The sequence below is a fragment of the Streptomyces sp. NPDC045967 genome, from assembly GCF_056430495.1.
On record NZ_JBWKLE010000002.1, the window covers coordinates 559,850 to 580,256 of the forward strand.

The following is a 20,407-nucleotide window of genomic DNA, read 5'->3' on the forward strand; positions in this document are numbered from 1 at the left end:
GTCGCTTGTCCGACGACGGAAGCGGGTACGCCGTGCTCACCATGGGAGTCGAGGAGGAGTTCTTCCTCGTGGACGTCCGGACCCGGGCGCCGGTGCCCCGGGCGCCCCGCGTACTCAGGACGCTCGTTCCTGAGCTGGGGGGCCAGGCACAGACGGAGTTCTACACCTCCCAGCTGGAGGTCTGCACCCAACCGGCGGCCACCGCGGCCGACCTGCGCGAGCAACTGGCCGCCCTGCGGGCCACCGCAGGCCGCGCCGCACGGGAGGCGGGGTGCCTGCTGGTGGGGACCGGCACGGCCGTGGTGCCGCCCGACGCTCCCGTACCGGTGACCGACCGCCCGCGCTACCGGCGCATGGCCGGTGCCTACCCCGGGATCGTCGACGGCCGGCTCGGTGCGGTCTGCGGCTGCCACGTCCACATCGGCACCCTCGACCACACCCAGGCGCTGGACCTGGCCAACCGCGTACGCCCCTATCTGCCCGCGCTCCAGGCGCTCGCGGCGAACTCGCCGTTCTCCGGGGGCGCGGAGAGCGGCTTCGCCGGCTGGCGCTCGGTGGAGTACAGCCGCTGGCCGACGGTGGGGCCCGCGCCGCTGCTGGACCCGGATGGCTACGAGAGCACGGTGGACGCCCTGGTCACGGGAGGCGTCATCCTCGACCGGGGAATGATCTACTGGTACGCCCGCCCGTCCGAGCACGTGCCCACGCTCGAGGTCAGGGTCGCCGACGTCAGTGCCGACCTCGACACCACCGTGCTGCTCGCCCTGCTGGTCCGGGGCCTGTGCACGACGCTGACGGCCGAGGCGGACGGCAGCCCCCCGCCCGACGTACCGGCGGCCCGGCTGCGGGCGGCCCACCGGCTCGCGGCACGCCACGGCCACCAGGGCGACGGGCTCGACCCGCTCACCGGCGACACCCTGCCCGCCCGCGCCCTGACCGCCGCGCTGCTGCGGCGCGCCGAGCCGGGCCTGGCGGCGACGGGCGACCTCGCGGAGGCCGAGTGGCTCTTCGGCGAGCTGTGCAGGCGCGGTACGGGCGCGGAGCGCCAGCGCGAGGTCTACCGGCGCACCGGCAGCCTGCGGGCCGTGGTGGACGACCTGGCGGCCGCCACCATCCCGGGCCTCCACCCGCAAGACGGTGTGGCGCTCGCCCGGTGACCCGGCGGGTCCGTCCTGCGCAGTCGGCCATGCGCTGGTGGTCCTGCGGCGCAGGATGGTCCCCCGGCAGGGAGCGGGACGCGCCGGGAAGTGATGCCGCGGGCCGCGGGCGTGCCGGGATCGTAGGATGACCGCATGATCGCCGCCCCGCAGCCGTGGCGCCGCCGCCCCGTCGGGCCCGGCCGCCTGCTGCTGGTGCTCGCCGTGTTGGCGGGTGTGCTGGCCATGCACGGGCTCGGCACCGCGGTGCCGGGCGTCCCGCCGGTGGGGACGGCGTACGCGCTCCCCGTCGCGGGGCACGGGTCCGGCCACCAGCAGCAGGGTGGGGACTGCTCCGACGACGCCGGCGGTCACGGCCGCCTCCACCACGCGGACGCCACCTGCGCCGCGACCGGGATCGGCACCCCCTACGTCCCGCCCGCGCTCGTCGCCGCCCTCCCGGGTGCGCCCGGGCCCGCGGCGTCAGCCGCCCCCTGGTCGCCGCCGACGACGACCGGACGCGCCCCGCCGGACCTCGCGGAACTGCAACTCCTGCGCATCTAGAGCGGCCCGCACGGCGGCCCCCCGGGGGGCGCCGCGCTCCGCCCTGTCCTCACGCGTCAAGGAGTCGCACCACCATGAGCACGAACCGTTCCCCGTTCCGCCGCAACCTCGCCGTCGCGGCCACCGCCGTCGCGGCCGCGCTCGCCCTCGCCGCCTGCGGCGCCGCCGACGAGGGCGCCACCGCCGGCCACTCGGGCCATTCCGGCCCGTCCACGTCCCCGGCGCAGGCCCCGTCGCCCTCCGTCTCGGCCTCCACCGCGCAGGGACAGCACAACGCGGCCGACGTCTTCTTCGCCCAGGGGATGATCCCCCACCACCGCCAGGCCGTCGAGATGGCGGGCCTCGCGGCCACGCGGGCCGGTTCCGCCCAGGTGGGGAAGCTGGCCGAGGCGATCAAGAAGGCGCAGGACCCGGAGATCAGGACCCTGTCCGGGTGGCTGACCGCGTGGGGCGAGCAGGTGCCCGCCGAGGGCGCGGCCGATCACTCCGCGCACGGCGCCGGCGGTGGCGGCATGATGACCGCCGAGGAGATGGACCGGCTCGGCAAGTCCTCCGGAAAGGCCTTCGACACCGCGTTCCTGGAGCTGATGATCAAGCACCACGAAGGCGCCGTCGCGATGGCGAAGGAGGAACAGGCGCAAGGCGCCTTCCCCGGGGCGAAGACGATGGCCGAGGCCGTCATCAGCTCCCAGTCGGCCGAGATCGCCACGATGAAGGGGCTCCTCGGCACGAGCTGAACCGGTCGGGCCGTTGGCCTGATCCGCCGCCGCCTGACCCGCCGGCCCGCTGGGCGGGTCCGCTTCCCGCCCTGATCCACGGGGCTCCGTCCGGGGACTCCCCCCGGACGGAGTACCGGCGGACGCACTCAGCGCGCGTGCCGCTCCGGCAGGTCCACCTCCGCCGGGGCGAGCGCGAAGTCGCGCGCCGTGGCCGCGGCGGACCGCTTGCCGCAGAACGCGGCCTCCAGGGTCCCGCCCAGCGCCGTGTTCGCGGCGCCCCGGTTCGAGGTGTTCGCCATGGCGGTGAGGCTGCGGCGGCCGTCACGGGTGGCGAACGCGTAGGTGTAGAAGCCCTGCACGGTGCCGGTGTGGCCGTACACCGACGTGCCGCAGGACAGGTCGTAGCGGCGCAGGCCCAGCCCGTAGAAACGGGTGCCCGCCGCGTCGGTGGGGGTCATCTCCAGCATGGCGGCCAGCATCCGCGGCTTCAGCAGCCGGCCCCCGAGCAGCGCCGAGGTGAAGGTGTTCAGATCGGCCGCGTCGGAGATCACCGCCCCGGCGGACTGCGCCCAGGAGACGGTCTGCTCGGTGGAGTCGACCAGCGGCCCTCCCTCCTCGTCGGGGTGGAGGTAGCCGCGTGCGTGCCGTCCTTCGATGCGCGTCCGCGGGTGGACGTAGGAGGTGTCGCGCAGACCCAGCGGCCTGATCACGCGGCGCTCGTACTCCTCGCCCACCCCGTGCCCGGTGACCTTCTCGATGAGCATGCCGACGACCACGAAATTGGTGTTCGAGTACGCGTAGGCAGCGCCGGGCGGGGTGGTCCGCGGGTCCTCGAGCGACAGGCCGACCAGCTCCCGGTAGCCGAAGACCCTGGTGCGCACGGCCTCGAAACCCGGCACGGTCCGCGCGAACATGGCGTCCGTGTAGTCGGCCAGCCCGCTGCGGTGGCTCAGCAGGTGGCGCACGGTGATCCGGTCGTCGGGCAGCAGGCCGGGCAGGTGGCGGTTGACCGGGTCGTCCAGACCGAGCTTCTCCTCGGCGACGAGCTGCAGCAGCACGACGGCGGAGAACGTCTTGGTGACGCTGCCGACGCGGAACCGGGAGCGGGTGTCCATGGCCGCGCCGGTGGCCCGGTCGCGTACGCCCACCGCCCGGGAGTGGACCCCGCCGGGGCCCGCGATCCGGGCCATGGCCCCGGGCGCGCCGGCGTCGGTCGTCCGGCGCAGGGCCCGGACCAGGGCCTGGAGGTCGGCGGGTGATTCGGCCGCGCGCGCGGCGGGTGCCTGTGCGGCGTGCGCGGCGGTCGCCGGCGCCACCCCGGCCAGCGCGGCCAGCAGGGCGGCACCGAGCGCCACCCGTCGGGTCAGGGGCAGGGTCATTCGTTCCTCGCATGGGTCGGAAGTGGTCGGCGACGCGCGGTCTGCGGCGCGCGCCCGACCGCTCAACGGGTGCGAGGGGGTGCGGGGGACGGGGCGGGGGCGGAGTTCAGCGGCGCCTCGTGCCGGTGGACCGCTCCTGCCCCAGGTCAGCGGGGCGCCGGACTGCCGAGGGCCGGGGCGCCGAGGGTCGGGCGGGCGAGGGCCGGACTGCCGAGGGCGCGGCATCCGCGGGCGGGTGCGCCGACCGCCGGTGTGCCGATCGCCCGCGGGCCGCTGCCCGGTGTGCCGATCGCCCGCGCGCCGCGGCCCGGTCCGCCGGGCACGGGCTTGCCGTGTCCGGGTGCCGCGCGCTGCCAGACGGCTCGCACCGACTTGCCGGTCCGGTGGGGAACGACCGTGAGGGACGAGGTCAGTTGCCGCGCGATGCCCCAGTCGAACCCGCCGCCGTTGTCCGGGTCCCCCGGGCGGGGGACGGGGCGGGCGCTGCTGTGGTCGTGGACCTCGACCACCAGCTCCTCCGGCCGCCGGCAGGCCATGCGCAGCCGCCAGCCGCCGACCTGCGTATGGCGGACGGCGTTGCCCAGGAGTTCGCTGACGACGAGCACGGAGCAGCTCCTATCCGAAAGGAAATATCGGAAATGAAGTGAATTGCCACGTCTCAGGCTCCCGCTTCGGCGTCTGCAGGACATCGGCAATTCGGCCGAATCGGCCTGTGCGAGGCTGGTCCGCACGCAGGACCGGCGCAGCGCCGGCCGTACAGGGGAGGGAACCCACGCCATGCACCAGCCCAGCCGGCCCGAGGACCTGGACCGCCCCGAACTGCTCCTCGCCAGGGCGGTGACGCTGGCCCTGCTCGACGCCGCCTGCTCCGACAGGACCGAGTACGCCGTCGACGGCGACGGCGTGTGGTGCCACACGACGGGGGCCGGCGGCTGGTGGCGGCTGACCGTGCTCGACGCGGAGCACGCGGTCCTCTGCGGTCAGGACCCGGACGGCAGCCACACTCATGTCGGCGGCCGGCAGGTCGACTTCCTCGAGGGCGGCCCCGACTGGCTGCCGTGGGACCTCCTGCGCGAGGACGCCGAGGGCAATCTCCTCGGATTCGTCTACTGGTGGCAGGACGACGCGTGGCACCGCATCCCCTACCCGGAGGAACTGCCCGAGGACGGGCTGGACGGCGCCGCACCCTGGGCCGGCTCGCACGAGGAGTTCGTCCGACTGGCCGTGGACGAGCGCGACGTTCCGTACGAGCGGCGGGAGAGCCTGACCGAGGCCGTCGAGCGGTTCGCACGGACGGCGCGGGACGGCAAGGCCGACGAGGCCGCCGTCACCGCGCTGCTGGCACCGGCCCGCGCTGTGCGGGGGCCCGCGCCGCGGCCCGAGGTGGCACTCGCCCTGGCCGCGCGCGCGGGCATCCTGGTGTAGGGCCGGCCGGTTATCGGAACGCCGCGAACGCCTTGGTGAAGGCGAGCGGCTCCTGCAGGACCGAACTGCACGTGGGCTCCGCATGGCCGACGGCGCCGGCCGGGCACTGCCGGTCGCGCGTCGAGGACCACATCGCGAGCCGGCCGATCCCCTTCGACGCCGCGAACTCCACCAGCTGGGAGGCGTCGGCGACGGTGAAGACCTCGCTCGCCACGTCGTTGACGCCGATCATGGGTGTGACGGCGACCGCCTTCCAGGCGGCCGCGTCGGACAGCCCGAGCACACCCTTGATCTGCGCCTGCGTGGCCGTGGCGGCCTGGATGGCATAGCCCCCCATGTCGCCGCTGTAGGCGGGCCCGTAGTCCATCGCCATGATGTTGACGGCGTCGATCCGCACGCCGTTCTTCTTCGCGTCGGCCAGCAGCGCCACGCCCGGCTGGGTCAGCCCCTCGGGCATCACGGGCAGGGTGAACGCGACGTCCAGGCCGGGGTGGGACTTCTGCAGCCGGGCGATGGCCTGGGCGCGGCGGGCGTTGGCCGCGGTGTCCGGCAGGGCCGCGCCCTCGATGTCGAAGTCGACCTTGGTGAGCCGGTAGTGGTCGACGACCTTCCCGTAGGCGGCGGCGAGATCGTCCACCGTGGCGCAGTTCAGGGCCAACTCGTGCCCGGCGGCCCCGCCGAACGACACCCGGACGTCCCCGCCCCCGGCCCGCAGGGCGCCTATCTGCGCGGCGACCTTGTCGCTGGCGAGGTCCGTGACGCCACCCCACAGCGGTGCGCAGCCGCCGCCGGAGGTGATGAAGGCCAGGTGGAACTCCTTCACCCCCGTCCTGGCGGCGGTGTCCAGCAGGTCGTAGGCGGGGTGGAGGGAGGTGTCGACGTATGGCGCGAACCGGGCGCCGGCGGTGGCCGGGCCGGTCGCGGTGGGGGCCGGCGGCACGGGCCGGGTCGGCTGGGCGGTCGCGGTCGGGACCGTGGTGGGGGCCGCCGTGGCGGTGGGTGCGGCCGTCGGGGCGGAGCTGGGACGGGCGGTGGGGCGTCCGTCCGGGCCGGTCGTCGCGCCCTGGTCCACCGAGCACTTGAGCCCGTCGATGCGGCAGCCGGTCGGGTCGCCCGGGGTGCCCGGCCCACTCGTCACGAAGCCGACGGTGACGGAGGCCCCGGCCGCCAACTGCCGGTTCCAGTCGGCCGGCTTGACCGTGACGCGCTGCCCGTCGACCGTGTGGGAGCCGTTCCAGAGCGAGTCGATCCGCACGCCCGCCGGCAGGTCGAACTGGAGCGTCCAGTCCGACCGCGGCTGCCCGGAATCGTTCGTGATGACGTACTGGCCCGTGTAACCGCCCGTCCAGGAACTGGACTTGGTGTACACGGCCCCGACGGAGCCGGCCTGGGCGGTTCCGGTGAACGCGAAGGCCGCGCCGCCGATCACCGCGGCCGCCACGACCGCTCCCGTGATCCTGGCCGTACGGCTCGTCCTGCGGCGGTGTCCGACTGTCCTGCTCATCGCGTGCCTGCCTCTGTGTTACCGGGGAGTTGGGTGCGGCAGCACGCTAGCCGCCCCGAAACGGACATTCGTTCGTTCCGGGGCGGCGGGGGAGAGTCTTAGGTTCCGCTTAAGGGAGCGATCGGCAGGTGTTAAGCCTCAGCCGTGGCTGGTGTCGATGACGCAGAACCGGTTGCCCTCCGGATCGGCCAGGACGACGAAGTCGGGATCCTCGGGGTAGGAGTCCCAGTCGACGCGCCGGGCCCCGAGGGACACCAGGCGTGCCGCCTCCGCCTCCTGCTCCGCCGCGTCCGCCGCGTACAGGTCCAGGTGCACCCGGGGCCGCTCCTGGACGGGGGAGACGCTGCGACCGAGAGCCAGGCCCGGCCCGGCGCCGTCGGCCGGGACCAGGACGGTCCAGTCGTCCGACACCTCACCGTCGCGCGGGACGTACCCGAGCGCCCGGGCCCAGAACTCCGCCGCCCTGCGTACGTCCGCGGCGCCCATCACGATCGTTCCGATGCTCAGCATGATCGGATTCTCGCAAACGCGCCCCGGCGCGGAAACCGCTCGACCGCCGCCGCCGGGGAACCGCGTCCGCGCCGTGGCGGCGACGCTCGGACCGGCCCGTGAGCCGCGGGAGCCGGCCTACGAGCGGCGGCGCGGCTTGCCGCCCTGGCCGCTCCTGCCGCTCCCTTGGCCGCCCTTGCCGCCCTTCGGGCTGCGGCCGGCCGACTTGCCCGTCGCGGTCTTGCGGGGCGAGCCGCCGCCGCCCGCCTCCGGACGCTTCGCCTTCGCCTTGGCCTTCGCCTTCGCGGTGGCCTTCGGTTGCGCGGCGTCCGCCGGGCGGCCCCGGGTGCTGTTCACGGTCCGCCCGCGGACGATGCCGATGAACTGCTCCACCAGATCGGTGGTCTCCTCCTGCGGCCACGACAGCGCCACGCGCGATTCCGGGGCGTCGGTGACCGGCCGGTAGGTGAGGTCCTTGCGGTGGTGCAGGCGCGCCAGCGACTGGGGGACGACGAGCACGCCCACTCCGGCCGCCACCAGCTCGATCGCGTCCCCGGTCGTCTCGGGCCGCTCGATCGCGGGCTGCCCGGGCAGCCGCTCCCAGGCGAGGGTGTCGTCGAGCGGGTGCAGCACGATCTCCTCGGCCAGATCCGCCGTGGAGACCTCCTCGACCGCCGCCACCAGGTGATCCTTGGGGATCACGACGACCGTGGTCTCCGTGTAGAGGGGGATCGCGCTGAGGTCGTCCCGGTCCACCGGGAGCCGCACGAAGCCGGCGTCGGCGGCACGGTCGCGCAGCACGCCGAACGCCTCCGCCGGGGACACCGGGACGAGGGTCAGGGGGACGTCGGGCAGTCGCTCGTTCCAGATCCGGATCCACTTGGTGGGCGTCACCCCGGGGACGTAGGCGAGCCGGAACGCATGGGGTACTTCCGAGCCTGTCACCCCGCCAGGTTACCGGTCGTGGTCGGAGGTAGCGCACATGCTCGATACCCTTGGCACATGACGTCCCACCAGAGCACCCAGACGATGAAGCCCGCGACCGCGGCGAAGAAGCTGGGTGTGTACCTCGAGGCCACCCCCGCAGAGTTCCAGGAGGGTGTCGTCTCGCGCGCCGAACTGAACGCCCTCCAGACCGACCCGCCCGCGTGGCTGGTGGAGCTGCGGCGCAACGGCCCGCACCCCCGTCCCGTGGTCGCGGCGAAGCTGGGCGTCTCCATCGCCGGTCTCGCCCGCGGTGGGGTCACCGAGCCGCTCACCACCGAGCAGATCGAAGCCCTGAAGCAGGAATCCCCCGAGTGGCTCCAGCGCGAGCGCGCCACCCAGGCGGAGGTCCGCAAGGAGGCGGTCCGGATCAAGGAGAAGCAGGCCGAGCAGGCGGCGAAGAACGCCGGTTCCTGACCGCGCACGCCCCAGGTCGCAGGGCCCGGCCCCCTCGGGAACGCCGGGCCCGCGGCCTGCCCACCGTGGTCAGTCCCGCCGCTCTTCCGGTCCCGGGTCCTCGCCGGTCGCCAGCATGCGCACGGCCCGCTCCAGGCGGGCCTGCCGGCTCTGCGGGGTCAGCGCCTGGAGCAGGGGCAGCGCCACCAGGTAGCGGCCGGTCCGGTCGAGGGCCTCGAACGCCTCGCGGGCCGCGGGGTCCGCGTCGAGCGCGGCCGTCAGTTCGGCCGGTACCTCCGCCGTCTTCTGCGACGCGTAGGCACCGGCCCACCGTCCGTCGGCCTGGGCCCTGCGCACCTCGGCCAACCCCGGCTCGCGCATCCGCCCGGTGGCGGTCAGCACCGCGACCTTGTCCACGTTCACCTGCGACCACAGGCTCCGCGGCCGGCGCGGCACGTACTTCTGCAGGTAGTGGGTCGCGTCGAGGGCCCGGCGCTGCCCGGAGATCCAGCCGTAGCACAGACCGGTGTCGACGAGCTCGTCGTCGGTCACCGACGCGATGCCCGACTTCTTCTTCGCCACCTTGACCCACACGCCCTCGTGCCGCGTGTGGTGGGCGGCCAGCCAGCCTTCGAACGCATCCGCGTCCGGGAAGGCGATGATCTCCACGCCGTCGAGCTCGTCCATGGGTCCACGCTAGTCCGTGCCTCAGGCGGCCACGGCCTCCGGGCTGCGTTCGTCCCGGTTCCGGCCGGCCGGGGGCCGGGAGGCGAGCAGGCCGTCCAGGGCGAGGGCGCCCGGGCCGGTGAACACCAGCAGCAGGAAGGCCCAGCAGAACAGGGCCGAGAGCTCGCCGCCGTTCTGCAGCGGCCACAGGGCCTCGGGCTGGTGGGCGGTGAAGTAGGCGTACGCCATCGAGCCGGAGGCGACGAAGGCCGCGCCGCGGGTGCCGAGGCCCACCAGGACCAGGACTCCGCCGGCCAGTTGGATGACCGCGGCGTACCAGCCCGGCCAGGAGCCGACCGGGACCGTGCCGCCGCCGTGTGCGCCGCCGAGGACGCCGAACAGGGAGGCGGCGCCGTGCGAGGCGAACAGCAGTCCCGTGACGACGCGGAACAGGGCGAGGGCGTACGGCTGGTTCCTGTCGAGAAGGGGGGTCATGCGGGGGGGCTCCTTCGGCGGGGACGGTTCCGAAGCGGGAGGCCGTGAGCGGGGTAGCGGAACCGCCCACGCGGGTGTGGCACAGGTTAGGTATGCCTAACTGCGCTGACAAGATCGAGTTCCGGCCACCGGTCGAGCGGGTGCGACGCTACCCCGCGGGCGCGTGAGCACGGCGGCGGCGCGCAGCGGGGCCCGCAGCGGCGTCCACTGGCGGCCCGCCCGACGGTGGGGTCCGCTGGAGGGATGAGCCCTCTGCCCGATCGCGGCTGGTGGACCGGTCTTCCGCCGGCGGCGGGAGCCGCCGTCATGGCCGTCGGCATCCTCTCCGTCGCACTGCACCTGACCGGGCACGAGACGCTCTCGCTGGTGGCGCTGGCCCTGTCCGCGGCCCTGTGGCTGATTCTCGCCGCCGACTTCGCTGGCCGCCTGCTCACCGACCGCGGCCGGTTCCGGGCCGAGGCCGACACCCCCGCCGCGCTCACCGCGGTCGCCGCCACCACCGTGCTCGGCACCCGGCTGTCGACCCTCGGATGGCAGCGCACGGCCGCCGCGCTGCTCGCACTGGCGGCGGTCCTGTGGCCCGGACTGCTGGCGGCCGTCGTCCTGCACTGGCGCCGCCGCATGGGCGGGGTTGCCTTCCTCGTCTGCGTCGCCACCGAGGGGCTCGCCGTGCTCGCGGCCACCCTGGCCGCCACCGGCCACCACGACTGGCTGGCCGGGGCGGCGCTCGCCGCCTTCTGCCTCGGGTTGCTCCTCTACGGCGCGGCCTTGGTCCGCTTCGACCTCCACGAGGTCACCGGCGGCGCCGGCGACCACTGGGTGGCGGGCGGCGCGCTGTCCATCTGCGCGCTGGCTGGCTGCAAGCTGGCGGCCTCGCCCCTGTGGACGGGGGCGGCGCACACGGCCCTGCTCACCGTCGCCCTGACGGCGCTGACCGTCTCCCTCCTCTGGTACGCCGTCCTCCTCGGCGCAGAACTGCGCCACCCCCGCCACCAGTACGACATCCGGCGCTGGGCCACCGTCTTCCCCCTCGGCATGACGGCCACCGCCTGCCTCTCCGCGGCGGAACCGGCCGGACTGCCGTGGCTGCGCCCGCTGGGCGAGGCCCTGCTCTGGATCGCGGTCGGCGCCTGCCTGCTGACCTGCGCCGCGGCGTTCCTCACCGCCCGCCGGCCCGCCGGCCGCCCCGGTTGAGCCGCGGCCGTCCGTGGCGGTTCCGGGCCGGGCTCAGTAAGGTCCGGGCATGGCCTACACCTTCCAGCTGACCATCGACTCCCACGACCCGCACCCGCTCGCGGACTGGTGGGCCGACGCCCTCGGCTGGGAAGTGGAGCCGAGCGACGAGGACTTCATCCGCGGCCTGATCGCCGCGGGCCACGCGAGCGAGGACGACACCACCACCCACCGCGGCACCCTCGTATGGAAGACGGGCGCCGCGATCCGCCACCCCGACGGTCTCGAGGGCGCCCCGCGGATCCTCTTCCAGCTCGTCCCCGAGCCCAAGACCGTCAAGAACCGCGTCCACCTCGACGTCCGCACCGGATCCGACGACCCGAAGGGCGTGGTCGACCGGCTGCTCGCCAAAGGGGCGACCTTCCTCCACGACGGCCGGCAGGGGCCCTCGGTGTGGACCACCCTCACCGACCCCCAGGGCAACGAGCTGTGCATCAGCCACTGATGTGGCGGGGCGCCGCTGAACGCGCTCCCCACCACCGCCGCGACCAGGCATAATCACTACCGGTCCGACCCTCCCGCACGCGAGAATCGACCATCTCGAACCGGGAGGAACCCATGAGCCAGGACCGCCTGACTCTGCACGACCTGATGCCCGCCCAGGCGCTGGCGGACGCGATCGACGCCGGGTACGTGACCCGCAAGACGCACCCCGAACTGCCGCTGTCCCTCTACACCTACACCCGGACGGCCCAGTACGAGCAGGTGTGGAACCAGGTCACCACGCGCTGCCGCGGACTCGTCGTCGAGGACACCACCGGCGCCGTCGTCGCCCTGCCGCTGCCGAAGTTCTACAACGTCGGCGAGCACGAGGCGGGCCGGCCCTACGCGCCCGCCCTGCCGGACGAGCCGTTCGAGGTGTACGAGAAGGTCGACGGCAGCCTCGCCGTGGTCTTCCACTACGCGGGCCGCTGGCGGGTCGCCTCCAAGGGCTCGTTCGCCAGCGCCCAGTCCACCTGGGCCCAGCGCCTCCTCGACGGCAGGAACACCGCGGGTCTGCGTCCCGGTACCACCTACCTCGCCGAGATCCTGTACCCGCAGAACCGCATCGTCGTCGACTACCGGGGCCGCCGCGACCTGGTCCTGCTCGCCGCGTTCGACGCGGTCGGCACCGAGGTCCCGCTGGCCGAAGCCGCCACCCACTGGGAGGGCATCGGCTCCGTCGTCACCGTGTGGCCCGCGATGCCCCTGGACGAGCTGATCGCGCTGACCCGGTCCGGAACGCTGCCCGACGGGGCGCCCGTCACCGGTACCGACGCGGAGGGCTTCGTGCTGCGCTTCGCCTCGGGCGTCCGCGCCAAGGCCAAGCTGTCCGAGTACGTACGGCTCCACAAGGTGCTCACCGGCGTCACGGAGCGGGACATCTGGCGCGGCCACGGCATCCAGCGGTTCTCCGCCCTGCCCGCCCGGCAGCTCGCCCAGGGCCTCAACTGCTCGCCGGCCGAGATCGCGGCCGCGGGCGGCAAGCCGCTCGACGCCCTGCTGGAGCAGGTGCCCGACGAGTTCGACGCCTGGGTCCGCGAGGTGATCGAACGCCTCGAGGGCGAGGCCGCGCGCCACGAGCGGGCCATCGACGAGGCCTACGCCGGACTCGCCCACCTGGGCGCGGACCGGGGCGCCTTCGCGCGCGCCGTCCGCGAGCTCGGCGACCGGGGGCTGCGCGCCGCGATGTTCCTGCGGCTCGACGGCCGCCCGACCGAGCTCACCACGTGGCGTCACGTGCGGCCGGAGGCCGGCGACCCCTACGCCACCGACGAGGAGGACCAGACGGTGTCCGAAGCCCCGCCCGAGGGGACGCGGGCCGCCGCGCCGCCGCGCGTTCCCGCCCCGGCCCGGGCCACGGCGCCCGCCCCGGCCCGGGCCACGGCCCCGGCCCGTCCGGCGGACCCCGCCGCGCCGGAGCCCCGGCTGCCCGTCGTCCACGTCATGACGGGGCTGCCCGCCTCCGGCAAGACCACCGCCGCCCGCGCCCTCCAGGCGCAGTCCGACGGCCGGATGCGCCGCGTCAACCTGGACGACCTGCGGAGCATGCTCGACCTGCCGGACCCCGGGCGGGGCCGCTCGCACAGCCACGAGCAGACCGTGCTGGCCGTCCAGGACGCGGCGGTACGTGCGGCCGTCGACGGCGGATTCGACGTGGTCGTCGACAACACCCACCTCACCAAGCACATCCCGAAGCGGCTCAAGGCGGCGGTCGGCGGCCTGGCCACCTTCGTCGTGCACGATTTCACCGACGTGCCCCTGGAGGAGTGCCTGCGCCGGGACGCCGCGCGGGAGAAGCAGGTCGGCGAGGAGATCATCCGGATCCTCGCCGACAAGCACCGCCAGGCCCGCAAGGGCGGCTGGCGGCTCACGGCGCAGTGGCTGAACGGCACGTCGGGCGAGGTGGCCGTACCGCCGGTGCGCGAGTACGTGGCCGACCCGGCCCTGCCCGCCGCGGTGATGTGCGACATCGACGGGACGCTCGCGCTGACCGGAGACCGCGGCCCGTACGACTTCTCGCGCTGCGAGCTCGACCTGCTCAACGAGCCGGTCCGGCGCGCCCTGGACGCCTTCCGGCGGGCCGACGGCGACGTGATCGTGCTGCTGTCGGGGCGGAGCGAGGAACACCGCCCGCAGACCGAGTCCTGGCTGCGGCGGCACCGGGTCCCCTACGACGAGCTGTGGATGCGTGCGGCTGGGGACACGCGCCGCGACGACGTGGTGAAGGCGGAACTCTTCGACGCGCACGTGCGCGACCGGTACGCGGTCCGCGTCTCGCTCGACGACCGCGACCGGGTGGTCGCGGTCTGGCGCCGGATGGGCCTGCCCACCTGGCAGGTCAACTACGGCGACTTCTAGGGCGGTCCGATGGGGCACGTGCTGATCGTGGACGGCGCGAACGTCGTCGGCTCCGTACCGGACGGCTGGTGGCGGGACCGGCGCGCCGCGGCCGAACGGCTGCGCGACCTGCTGGCCGCACGGGAGGAGGAGGACGAGGAGGAGGTCATCCTCGTCGTCGAAGGGGCCGCCCGGGGCGTCGCGTCCGTTCCCGGCGTACGGGTGGACCCGGCGCCCGGGAGCGGTGACGACCGCATCGTGCAGCTGGCCGCGGCCCATGCGGACCGCGGCTGCGTGGTGGTCACGGCCGACCGGGCGCTGCGCGAGCGGGTCCGGGCGTACGGGGCGCGCTGCGTGGGGCCGCGCGCCGTACGCCCGGACCGCTGACCCGCCCCCGCGGGATCAGCGGCAGAAGCGCACCGTGCCGAGGTTCTGGACGTAGCGGGCCGCGACCCAGCGCTGGGTGCTGGCGGCCTTGTTTTCGCTCACACCGCTGCCGCTCGCGTTCGGGCCCGTGGGCCAGGTGACGTTCCCGTTGTCGCCGTTGTTCCCGTTGTTGCCATTGCCGTTCTGGTTGTTGCCGTTCTGGCTGTACAGGCGGTACCAGACGCGGTTGCCGTCGACCGACTCGCCGTACTTCTTGCACCGGATCTCGACCGTGCGGTCGGGGTAGACCTGGCCGACGATCCGGGCGCGGGTGCTGGGCTGGCTGCGGACCTTCAGCGGGCCCCGGGAGACCACCCTGCCGATCGTGTGCCGCATGCCCGCGGCCGCGGTCTGCTGCGACGCGGTCTCGTTCACCGGTTGCCCGTCCGCGACGGAGGTCCCGGCCCCGACCAGGCCGAGCACCAGGCTTCCGGCGGCCAGAGCGAGGATGGTCCTGGTGGGCTTCAGCATGAGCCGGCTCCTCTACGAAGTCATCCGCCCGGCCGCGGCAGCGGCGCGGGGCGGCAACCGGGCGGTTGCCAGGGACGACTATGGCGACGGCGGCGCGGTTCCTGGCGTTGGCTCACCGCGCTTTAGCCCGAAATGCCCAATGTGCTCCCCTCTCGTGCGGACATGACGTGCTCCGGATGCGGGCGGTGGCGGGCCCGGCGAGAGTGGGGGCCATGGGTATCGAAGACTACGGCGGCGGGCCCGGCGCCGAGCAGACCGGTGTGCTCGTCGTGACCACCAACGATGTCCCGGGCTACCGGGTCGAGAAGGTCATCGGGGAGGTCTTCGGGCTCACCGTGCGCTCCCGGCACCTGGGCAGCCAGATCGGCGCGGGCCTGAAGTCGATGATCGGCGGAGAGCTGAAGGGGCTGACCAAGACCCTGGTGGAGACCCGCAACCAGGCCATGCAACGGCTCATCGACCAGGCGAAGGCACGCGGTGCGAACGCCGTCCTGATGATGCGCTTCGACGTCTCCGAAGCCGCCGACGTCGGCACCGAGGTATGCGCGTACGGCACCGCCGTCGTCCTGGTCCCCGCCTCCGCTTAGGGCGTGCCGGTCGAGTGGGCCCGCGCCGGGAGTTCCGGCCGCCGACCCACCGCCGGGCCGGGCCGGGGCGCGGCCGGGCGCCGGGCCGGCGGTCGAAGGCCCGCCGCCAGCCCGGCGACGACCACCGCCAGCCCCAGCCACACCGCCGCCTGCGGCGCCCCGCCGCCCGTGAGGATCCCGGTGCCCGCCGCGGCGAGCGGCGCGACGCCCGTCAGCAGCCCGGCGCGGCCGGATCCCACGGCGGCCACCGTGCGGTACCAGAGCAGGAACGCCACCGCCGTCACCAGGACCGCGAGGTAGGCGGCGGCCGCCCACTGGGCCGCGCCCAGCGTCCGCAGCTCGGCGGGCCGCTCGAAGCACACCGCGAGGACCGCCAGCATCACCGCGCCCATCCACACCGCGTGCACGGACACCCCCCACGGGCCGTGCCTGCGCAGCACCGGCACGGCGAGCAGCGTGAAGCCGGCCTCGCAGGCCAGCGCGAGGGCCGCCCAGGCGATCCCGGCGGCGTCCGTCCGGCCCGTCCCCTCCACCAGCACCGCCCCGGCCACCACCACCGGCGCCGCCAGCAGCACATGGCGACTGGGCCGCCCGCCCTCCAGGAGCGGGCCCAGCAGCGCCAGCAGGATCGGTACGGAGGCCACCGCGACGGCGATGACGGCCGGCTCGGCATGGGCGACCCCGCGGACGACGGCCACGTTGAACAGCACCAGCCCGCTCGACGCGACCCCGGCCAGCCACAGCCACTCCCGGCCGCGCGGCCGCGGCAGCGGCACGCGGGCGGCGCGGGCCAAGGCGAACAGCAGCAGGGCGGCGGCCGCGTACCGGACGGCCTGGACGGTGAACAGCGGGGCGTCGACGAGGGTGCGGGACACGGTGACGCTGCTCCCCACCAGCGCCATCCCGGCGATGCCGGGTGCCAGCTGGCGCAGGGTCCTGGACGGCCGGGTGGCTCTCATGTTCTTCATGCCCTCAGCCTCGCGCCACAATGGTCCGGTGAGCAGGTCCATAGAAGGCGCGAACCAGGGGTCCACAAGCGGATCGGACTTCCTCCAGCTCGATGTCGGCGAGGCTCCGCCGGGCGGCCGCACCGACTGGCTGGTGGGCCGGCTGCGCGCTGCCATCGCCGACGGCACCCTGCCGGTGGGCAGCAGGCTCCCGGCGAGCCGGGTGCTGGCCGCCGAGCTCCGCGTCTCCCGGGGACTGGTCACCGAGGCGTACCAGCGGCTCGCGGAGACCGGGCAGGTCTCCGGCCGCGGTCGGGGCGGCACGGTGGTCGTCGCCGCCCCGCCGCCTCCCGCGCCCGCCCTCCCGCCCGCGCCCGCCGCCTCCACGCCCGCGCCCGCCGCACCTCCCGTACGCGACGAGCCGGTCGACGCCCTGCGGGCCGTGCCCTGCCGGATCGACCTCTCGCCCGGCGTCCCCGACCTGACCGCCTTCCCCCGTACCGCCTGGCTCCAGGCCGAGCGCCGGGTGCTCGCCGGCCTGACCCCGGCGGACTTCGGATACGGCGACGCGCGGGGCGCCCCCGCGCTGCGCACGGCGGTCGCCGGCTGGCTCGCCCGCAACCGGGGGATCCGTGCCGACCCGGAGGAGGTGGTGGTCGTCGCGGGGGTCGCCCAGGCCCTCGGACTGCTGGCGCGGGTCCTGCACGAGACCGGCACGCGCCGCATCGCGGTGGAGGACCCCGGCTCCCTCGGCGCCCGCCGGCAACTGGAGTACGGGCGGCTGGAGCCCGTTCCGGTACCGGTGGACGAGCTCGGGCTCGACGTGGCCGCACTACGGGCGAGCGGAGCCGGGGCGGTCCTGCTCACCCCCGCCCACCAGTTCCCGACCGGGGTCGTACTGGACGGCGAGCGGCGCCGGGACCTGCTCCGCTGGGCGGCCGACGGGGGACTGGTGATCGAGGACGACTACGACGCCGAGCACCGCTACGACCGGGCCCCCGTCCCCGCCCTGCGCGCACTCCTGCCGGAGGGCGTCTGCTATGCCGGGAGCGTGTCCAAACTCCTCGCGCCGGCGCTGCGCCTCGGCTGGCTCCTGGTCCCGCGGCGCCTGGCCGGGGCGGTGACCACCGCCAAGCGGTACGCCGACCTCGGCAACCCGGTCCTCGCCCAGCTGGTCCTCGCCCGGCTGATGGACTCCGGTGAGCTGGAGCGGCACCTGCGCTTCGTCCGGCGCCGCCACCGGCGCCGCCGTGACGCCATGCTCCGGGCCGTCGCGGGGCGGCTGCCGGGGGCTCGGGTGCACGGCGCGGCAGCGGGGCTGCACCTGATGGTCACCTTCGACGGCGCCGCGTTCGCGGACACCGACCTGGCCGCGGCGGCCCTGGACCTCGGGGTCAAGGCCCACCCGCTGTCGTGGCACCGCGTCGGCCAGGGACCGCCGGGCCTGGTCCTGGGCTACGCGGCCGGGTCGGCGGGCGAGATCGAGGAGGGGGTCGCGGTGCTCGGCAGGGCCCTGCGGAAAATTTCCGGCGAGCGGCGGCAACCTCCCGGGAGGTCGCGCGTCGTGCGGGGGTGAAGGGTGCGGAAACCGCGCCCTGCCCCTCGACCCGACCGTGGAGAACCACCGTGATGAACCTGAAGCGTGTCCCCCGTATCCTGCGCCGGGCAGCCGCCACCGCGGCGGCGGCGGGGGCGGTCGTCGCCCTCGCCGGTCCGGCGGCGGCAGCGGGGGGCTCCGCCTCGTCCGCGCCGGCGCCCGCCGCCGCTTCGAGCGCCTCGCCGAGTGCTGCGTCGAGCACCGCGCCGAGCGCCGCGCCGAAGGCGGCCGCCACCGGGGTGCCGCCGCGTCCGTCGGTCAGCGAGCCGGGTGGCGACCAGCCGAGCGCGTCGCCGAGCGCCGCCCCCGCGGGCGCCGGCGGTTCGGCCCCGGACGCCGCGAGCGACGCCCCGCGTCCCGTGGTCTCGCCTGCCGGCTCCGAGCTGGCCCAAACCGGCTCCTCCGCGACCACCACCGCACTGGGGGCCGGAGCCGCCGTCCTGATCGCCGCCGGCGCCGGGACCCTGTACGCCGTGCGGCGCCGCGCCAACTGCTGAGGATCCCCGTGCTCCACCTCGCACCATCCGTCGGCCCCCTCACGCCCGGTTCCAGCCGGGCGTGGCGGGGCCCGTGGTCGTTCCTGCGCCGCGACCGCGCCGCCCCGGCGGCGGAGCCTTCCGCGTACCGCCTCCCCTCCGGCGGCAGGCCGTACGGCGGCGTGCCGTACGCCACGCCGTACCGCGAGGAGGCCGCCGCCGGCCCGGAGGACCCGCCGCCCACCGTCACGGCGCTCTACCACGCGCACCGGCTGCGGATGGTCCGGCTCGCGGTGCTCCTCGTCGACGACCTGGCCACCGCGGAGGACGTGGTCCAGGACGCCTTCACGGCCCTGTACCGCCGCCACGGCGAGGAGGTGACCGAGGTGGACAACGCACTCGGCTACCTGCGCACCGCCGTGGTCAACACCTCGCGCTCGGTCCTGCGCCGGCGGCGGACCGTCCGGGCCTGGACACCGCCCGCCCCGCCCGACGTACCGTCCGCTGAGGCACATGTGGTCCTGGACGAGGCGCACCGCGAGGTCCTCGCCGCCCTCGGCCGGTTGACCCCGCGCCGGCGCCAAGTGCTGGTGCTGCGGTACTGGGCGGACCTCAGCGAGGCGGAGATCGCGAGCACCCTCGGGATCAGCCGGGGAGCGGTGAAGTCGAACGCGAGCCGGGCCCTGGACGCCCTGGAACGGATCCTGGAGGGACGGGTATGACGTACGGCGAACCCCCGGGCGAACGCCCCGTCGAGCGCAGACTGCGGGAAGCCCTGGACGCCCGGGCGGCCGGGGTCACGGTCCGCGCGCTGCGCCCGGCCGACCCGCCGGGGCCGCGGGCGCGTCGCCTTCCGGTGCTGCGGCTGCGCGGGCTGCGGCCGCCCCTGGCCGGGCTGGCGGGGCTGGCCGCCGCGGTGGCGGCCGTGGCGGGCTACCTCGTGCTCGCTCCCGACCCCGCCCCGGTCCGGCCGGTTCCACCCGCGGCCCCGCCCGAGATCGGGCCCCGCACACCGACGCCGACACCGACGCCCACGCTGGCGCCGACCCCGTCCATGAGCCCTTCCGTGAGTCCGCCCCCGGGCCTGTGGCCGAGCTCCGCGCCGAGCCCGAGCCCGGGGGCCCCGCGCTCTTCGGCAGCGGCGGAGCCGACGGGCAGCCCCACTCCGCCCTCGCAGTCCCCGGCCCCCTCGGCGGCCCGGCCCACGAGCTCCCCCTCGGTCCCCACCTCCCCCTCGGCGAGCGCGTCCCGGCCTTAGGGCGTGTCCTTCGGATCAAGCCGGGCCCTGGGCCGTGCCTGCCGGATCATGCCGGGTCGCCGACCCGGCCCGATCCACGAGACGCACCCAGGTCCTGTCGTCGAAGTCGCGCCCGGCCCGCGACGCCCGGCACCGCACCTCGCCGCGTGGTCGGGGCGCCCGAGTGCGTCCAGTGAACGGGCGCCCCTCCGCCGTGCGATGCACGGCACCGGACGCCGCGGGCCTGACCGGCGCCGCTTCGGCGACAGGACCTAGGGGCCGGTGTTCTCCACCACCGCGACCAGCGGGGCCAGTTGCGGGTTACGGGCGGCCTCGTCCAGCGCCTCGCGCAGGGCGGTGTCGTTCGTCGGCCGGGCGGCGGCCAGCAGGGCCAGGCCCGCCTCGCTCACATCGGTGTAGATGCCCCGCCGGTCGGTGTCGCAGAGGTAGCGGCTGAGCAGACCGCGGTCCTCCAGCCGGCTGACCAGGCGGGTCGTCGCACTCTGGCTGAGCAGTACCGAGTCGGCGACCTGGTGCATGCGCAGGTGGCCGCCGGGGCCGTCGTGCTGCCGGCTCAGGACGTCGAGCAGCGAGAACTCCCGCACGCTCAGGCCGTGCCCCGCCTGCAGGGCGCGCTCGATGTGCGACTCGATCCGCCCGTGCAGGAGGGAGAGGGCGCACCAGCCCTGCGAGAGGGCGGTGAGCGCGCTGTCCGTGGCCGTCATGGGCTCCTCCTTCGAAGCGGTACCGCGGGTGATCCCAGGATAGGACACCGGCGCAATAGCCCGCGCTTGCAATTATCCCGCGTCTGCAATTAATGTGGACGCACGTAAGCGGCGACAGCAACGTGTCGCCC

At 75.1% G+C, this 20,407-nt stretch carries 24 protein-coding genes; 14 read left to right on the forward strand and 10 right to left on the reverse strand.

The window, feature by feature from the left end; genetic code table 11:
- Positions 1-5: 5 nt before the first annotated feature.
- The 3 genes from AC07FY_RS06035 (at position 6) to AC07FY_RS06045 (ending at position 2,437) form a co-directional block, all read left to right on the forward strand.
- Entirely contained in the window at positions 6-1,157 is a 1,152-nt protein-coding gene (locus AC07FY_RS06035; RefSeq protein ID WP_479001048.1) for a carboxylate-amine ligase, read from the forward strand.
- 135 nt (positions 1,158-1,292) lie between these two features.
- Positions 1,293-1,700 carry a DUF6153 family protein gene (locus AC07FY_RS06040; protein WP_479001051.1) on the forward strand — a complete coding sequence of 136 codons (408 nt, stop codon included), beginning with the start codon at positions 1,293-1,295 and terminating at the stop codon, positions 1,698-1,700.
- A 74-nt stretch (positions 1,701-1,774) separates the two neighbouring features.
- Positions 1,775-2,437 carry a DUF305 domain-containing protein gene (locus AC07FY_RS06045; protein ID WP_479001054.1) on the forward strand — a complete coding sequence of 221 codons (663 nt, stop codon included), beginning with the start codon at positions 1,775-1,777 and terminating at the stop codon, positions 2,435-2,437.
- A 128-nt stretch (positions 2,438-2,565) separates the two neighbouring features.
- On the opposite strand, the gene AC07FY_RS06050 is transcribed toward AC07FY_RS06045, so the two are convergent.
- Both AC07FY_RS06050 and AC07FY_RS06055 read right to left on the reverse strand, forming a co-directional pair.
- Positions 2,566-3,798 carry a serine hydrolase domain-containing protein gene (locus AC07FY_RS06050; RefSeq protein ID WP_479001056.1) on the reverse strand — a complete coding sequence of 411 codons (1,233 nt, stop codon included), beginning with the start codon at positions 3,796-3,798 and terminating at the stop codon, positions 2,566-2,568.
- A gap of 146 nt (positions 3,799-3,944) precedes the next feature.
- A complete protein-coding gene (locus AC07FY_RS06055; protein ID WP_479001059.1) occupies positions 3,945-4,403 on the reverse strand; it encodes an ATP-binding protein in 459 nt (152 codons plus the stop codon).
- 172 nt (positions 4,404-4,575) lie between these two features.
- On the opposite strand from AC07FY_RS06055, the gene AC07FY_RS06060 reads away from it, so the two are divergent.
- Entirely contained in the window at positions 4,576-5,223 is a 648-nt protein-coding gene (locus AC07FY_RS06060; RefSeq protein WP_479001062.1) for a hypothetical protein, read from the forward strand.
- A gap of 10 nt (positions 5,224-5,233) precedes the next feature.
- Here AC07FY_RS06060 and AC07FY_RS06065 read toward each other — a convergent pair whose 3' ends face one another.
- The 3 genes from AC07FY_RS06065 to AC07FY_RS06075 all read right to left on the reverse strand — a co-directional run bounded on the left by AC07FY_RS06065 (position 5,234) and on the right by AC07FY_RS06075 (position 8,161).
- Positions 5,234-6,727 carry a cellulose binding domain-containing protein gene (locus AC07FY_RS06065; protein WP_479001065.1) on the reverse strand — a complete coding sequence of 498 codons (1,494 nt, stop codon included), beginning with the start codon at positions 6,725-6,727 and terminating at the stop codon, positions 5,234-5,236.
- A 138-nt stretch (positions 6,728-6,865) separates the two neighbouring features.
- Complete coding sequence (locus tag AC07FY_RS06070) at positions 6,866-7,237, reverse strand: VOC family protein (protein WP_479001068.1); 372 nt, start codon at positions 7,235-7,237, stop codon at positions 6,866-6,868.
- Positions 7,238-7,354: 117 nt separating this feature from the next.
- Positions 7,355-8,161, reverse strand: a complete 807-nt coding sequence (locus AC07FY_RS06075) for a LysR substrate-binding domain-containing protein (protein WP_479001071.1) — start codon at positions 8,159-8,161, stop codon at positions 7,355-7,357.
- Between the two features lie 57 nt (positions 8,162-8,218).
- Here AC07FY_RS06075 and AC07FY_RS06080 point away from each other — a divergent pair, with 57 nt between their 5' ends.
- Positions 8,219-8,617 (forward strand): DUF5997 family protein, encoded by a 399-nt coding sequence (locus AC07FY_RS06080; RefSeq protein ID WP_479001074.1) that lies wholly within the window; start codon positions 8,219-8,221, stop codon positions 8,615-8,617.
- Positions 8,618-8,686: 69 nt separating this feature from the next.
- Here AC07FY_RS06080 and AC07FY_RS06085 read toward each other — a convergent pair whose 3' ends face one another.
- Together AC07FY_RS06085 and AC07FY_RS06090 are read right to left on the reverse strand one after the other, a co-directional pair.
- Positions 8,687-9,283 (reverse strand): YdeI/OmpD-associated family protein, encoded by a 597-nt coding sequence (locus tag AC07FY_RS06085; protein ID WP_479001077.1) that lies wholly within the window; start codon positions 9,281-9,283, stop codon positions 8,687-8,689.
- Positions 9,284-9,304: 21 nt separating this feature from the next.
- The gene (locus AC07FY_RS06090) at positions 9,305-9,757 is read right to left on the reverse strand and encodes a DoxX family protein (protein WP_479001080.1); all 453 of its coding nucleotides are present in this window, start codon (positions 9,755-9,757) and stop codon (positions 9,305-9,307) included.
- A gap of 243 nt (positions 9,758-10,000) precedes the next feature.
- Here AC07FY_RS06090 and AC07FY_RS06095 point away from each other — a divergent pair, with 243 nt between their 5' ends.
- From AC07FY_RS06095 to AC07FY_RS06110, 4 genes are all read left to right on the forward strand, one after another.
- Entirely contained in the window at positions 10,001-10,951 is a 951-nt protein-coding gene (locus AC07FY_RS06095) for an SLAC1 family transporter (RefSeq protein WP_479001082.1), read from the forward strand.
- Positions 10,952-11,000: 49 nt separating this feature from the next.
- Positions 11,001-11,435: a VOC family protein gene (locus AC07FY_RS06100; protein ID WP_479001084.1), complete on the forward strand. Its 435-nt coding sequence runs from the start codon at positions 11,001-11,003 to the stop codon at positions 11,433-11,435.
- A 113-nt stretch (positions 11,436-11,548) separates the two neighbouring features.
- The gene (locus tag AC07FY_RS06105; RefSeq protein ID WP_479001086.1) at positions 11,549-13,831 is read left to right on the forward strand and encodes a phosphatase domain-containing protein; all 2,283 of its coding nucleotides are present in this window, start codon (positions 11,549-11,551) and stop codon (positions 13,829-13,831) included.
- A 9-nt stretch (positions 13,832-13,840) separates the two neighbouring features.
- Positions 13,841-14,197 (forward strand): NTP pyrophosphohydrolase, encoded by a 357-nt coding sequence (locus AC07FY_RS06110; protein ID WP_479001088.1) that lies wholly within the window; start codon positions 13,841-13,843, stop codon positions 14,195-14,197.
- 15 nt (positions 14,198-14,212) lie between these two features.
- On the opposite strand, the gene AC07FY_RS06115 is transcribed toward AC07FY_RS06110, so the two are convergent.
- Positions 14,213-14,707, reverse strand: coding sequence for an SH3 domain-containing protein (locus AC07FY_RS06115; RefSeq protein ID WP_479001091.1), 495 nt, complete (start codon positions 14,705-14,707; stop codon positions 14,213-14,215).
- Between the two features lie 212 nt (positions 14,708-14,919).
- On the opposite strand from AC07FY_RS06115, the gene AC07FY_RS06120 reads away from it, so the two are divergent.
- A complete protein-coding gene (locus tag AC07FY_RS06120; protein WP_479001093.1) occupies positions 14,920-15,294 on the forward strand; it encodes a YbjQ family protein in 375 nt (124 codons plus the stop codon).
- Here AC07FY_RS06120 and AC07FY_RS06125 read toward each other — a convergent pair.
- Positions 15,291-16,262 (reverse strand): EamA family transporter, encoded by a 972-nt coding sequence (locus AC07FY_RS06125; protein ID WP_479001095.1) that lies wholly within the window; start codon positions 16,260-16,262, stop codon positions 15,291-15,293. The genes AC07FY_RS06120 and AC07FY_RS06125 overlap by 4 nt on opposite strands.
- Here AC07FY_RS06125 and pdxR point away from each other — a divergent pair.
- From pdxR to AC07FY_RS06145, 4 genes are read left to right on the forward strand one after another with little or no spacing between them, the layout of a single operon-like run.
- Positions 16,261-17,817 (forward strand): MocR-like pyridoxine biosynthesis transcription factor PdxR, encoded by a 1,557-nt coding sequence (gene pdxR, locus AC07FY_RS06130; protein WP_479001098.1) that lies wholly within the window; start codon positions 16,261-16,263, stop codon positions 17,815-17,817. The two genes, AC07FY_RS06125 and pdxR, sit on opposite strands and share 2 nt — an antisense overlap.
- A 53-nt stretch (positions 17,818-17,870) precedes the next feature.
- A complete protein-coding gene (locus AC07FY_RS06135; protein ID WP_479001100.1) occupies positions 17,871-18,335 on the forward strand; it encodes an LAETG motif-containing sortase-dependent surface protein in 465 nt (154 codons plus the stop codon).
- A gap of 8 nt (positions 18,336-18,343) precedes the next feature.
- On the forward strand, positions 18,344-19,036 hold the full coding sequence (locus tag AC07FY_RS06140) for an RNA polymerase sigma factor (RefSeq protein ID WP_479001103.1): 693 nt from the start codon (positions 18,344-18,346) through the stop codon (positions 19,034-19,036).
- Complete coding sequence (locus AC07FY_RS06145; protein WP_479001105.1) at positions 19,033-19,572, forward strand: hypothetical protein; 540 nt, start codon at positions 19,033-19,035, stop codon at positions 19,570-19,572. The genes AC07FY_RS06140 and AC07FY_RS06145 overlap by 4 nt, the downstream gene beginning before the upstream one ends.
- 251 nt (positions 19,573-19,823) lie before the next feature.
- On the opposite strand, the gene AC07FY_RS06150 is transcribed toward AC07FY_RS06145, so the two are convergent.
- Positions 19,824-20,276 (reverse strand): MarR family winged helix-turn-helix transcriptional regulator, encoded by a 453-nt coding sequence (locus AC07FY_RS06150; RefSeq protein ID WP_479001108.1) that lies wholly within the window; start codon positions 20,274-20,276, stop codon positions 19,824-19,826.
- Positions 20,277-20,407 lie beyond the last annotated feature (131 nt).

Coding starts and splice junctions, on each gene's coding strand:
- pdxR (WP_479001098.1), top strand. CDS start 16,261: ATGCCCTCAGCCTCGCGCCACAATGGTCCGGTGAGCAGGTCCATAGAA.
- AC07FY_RS06120 (WP_479001093.1), top strand. CDS start 14,920: ATGGGTATCGAAGACTACGGCGGCGGGCCCGGCGCCGAGCAGACCGGT.
- AC07FY_RS06150 (WP_479001108.1), bottom strand. CDS start 20,276: ATGACGGCCACGGACAGCGCGCTCACCGCCCTCTCGCAGGGCTGGTGC.
- AC07FY_RS06040 (WP_479001051.1), top strand. CDS start 1,293: ATGATCGCCGCCCCGCAGCCGTGGCGCCGCCGCCCCGTCGGGCCCGGC.
- AC07FY_RS06145 (WP_479001105.1), top strand. CDS start 19,033: ATGACGTACGGCGAACCCCCGGGCGAACGCCCCGTCGAGCGCAGACTG.
- AC07FY_RS06100 (WP_479001084.1), top strand. CDS start 11,001: ATGGCCTACACCTTCCAGCTGACCATCGACTCCCACGACCCGCACCCG.
- AC07FY_RS06050 (WP_479001056.1), bottom strand. CDS start 3,798: ATGACCCTGCCCCTGACCCGACGGGTGGCGCTCGGTGCCGCCCTGCTG.
- AC07FY_RS06125 (WP_479001095.1), bottom strand. CDS start 16,262: ATGAAGAACATGAGAGCCACCCGGCCGTCCAGGACCCTGCGCCAGCTG.
- AC07FY_RS06070 (WP_479001068.1), bottom strand. CDS start 7,237: ATGCTGAGCATCGGAACGATCGTGATGGGCGCCGCGGACGTACGCAGG.
- AC07FY_RS06135 (WP_479001100.1), top strand. CDS start 17,871: ATGAACCTGAAGCGTGTCCCCCGTATCCTGCGCCGGGCAGCCGCCACC.
- AC07FY_RS06105 (WP_479001086.1), top strand. CDS start 11,549: ATGAGCCAGGACCGCCTGACTCTGCACGACCTGATGCCCGCCCAGGCG.
- AC07FY_RS06095 (WP_479001082.1), top strand. CDS start 10,001: ATGAGCCCTCTGCCCGATCGCGGCTGGTGGACCGGTCTTCCGCCGGCG.
- AC07FY_RS06065 (WP_479001065.1), bottom strand. CDS start 6,727: ATGAGCAGGACAGTCGGACACCGCCGCAGGACGAGCCGTACGGCCAGG.
- AC07FY_RS06110 (WP_479001088.1), top strand. CDS start 13,841: ATGGGGCACGTGCTGATCGTGGACGGCGCGAACGTCGTCGGCTCCGTA.
- AC07FY_RS06115 (WP_479001091.1), bottom strand. CDS start 14,707: ATGCTGAAGCCCACCAGGACCATCCTCGCTCTGGCCGCCGGAAGCCTG.
- AC07FY_RS06060 (WP_479001062.1), top strand. CDS start 4,576: ATGCACCAGCCCAGCCGGCCCGAGGACCTGGACCGCCCCGAACTGCTC.
- AC07FY_RS06080 (WP_479001074.1), top strand. CDS start 8,219: ATGACGTCCCACCAGAGCACCCAGACGATGAAGCCCGCGACCGCGGCG.
- AC07FY_RS06090 (WP_479001080.1), bottom strand. CDS start 9,757: ATGACCCCCCTTCTCGACAGGAACCAGCCGTACGCCCTCGCCCTGTTC.
- AC07FY_RS06045 (WP_479001054.1), top strand. CDS start 1,775: ATGAGCACGAACCGTTCCCCGTTCCGCCGCAACCTCGCCGTCGCGGCC.
- AC07FY_RS06085 (WP_479001077.1), bottom strand. CDS start 9,283: ATGGACGAGCTCGACGGCGTGGAGATCATCGCCTTCCCGGACGCGGAT.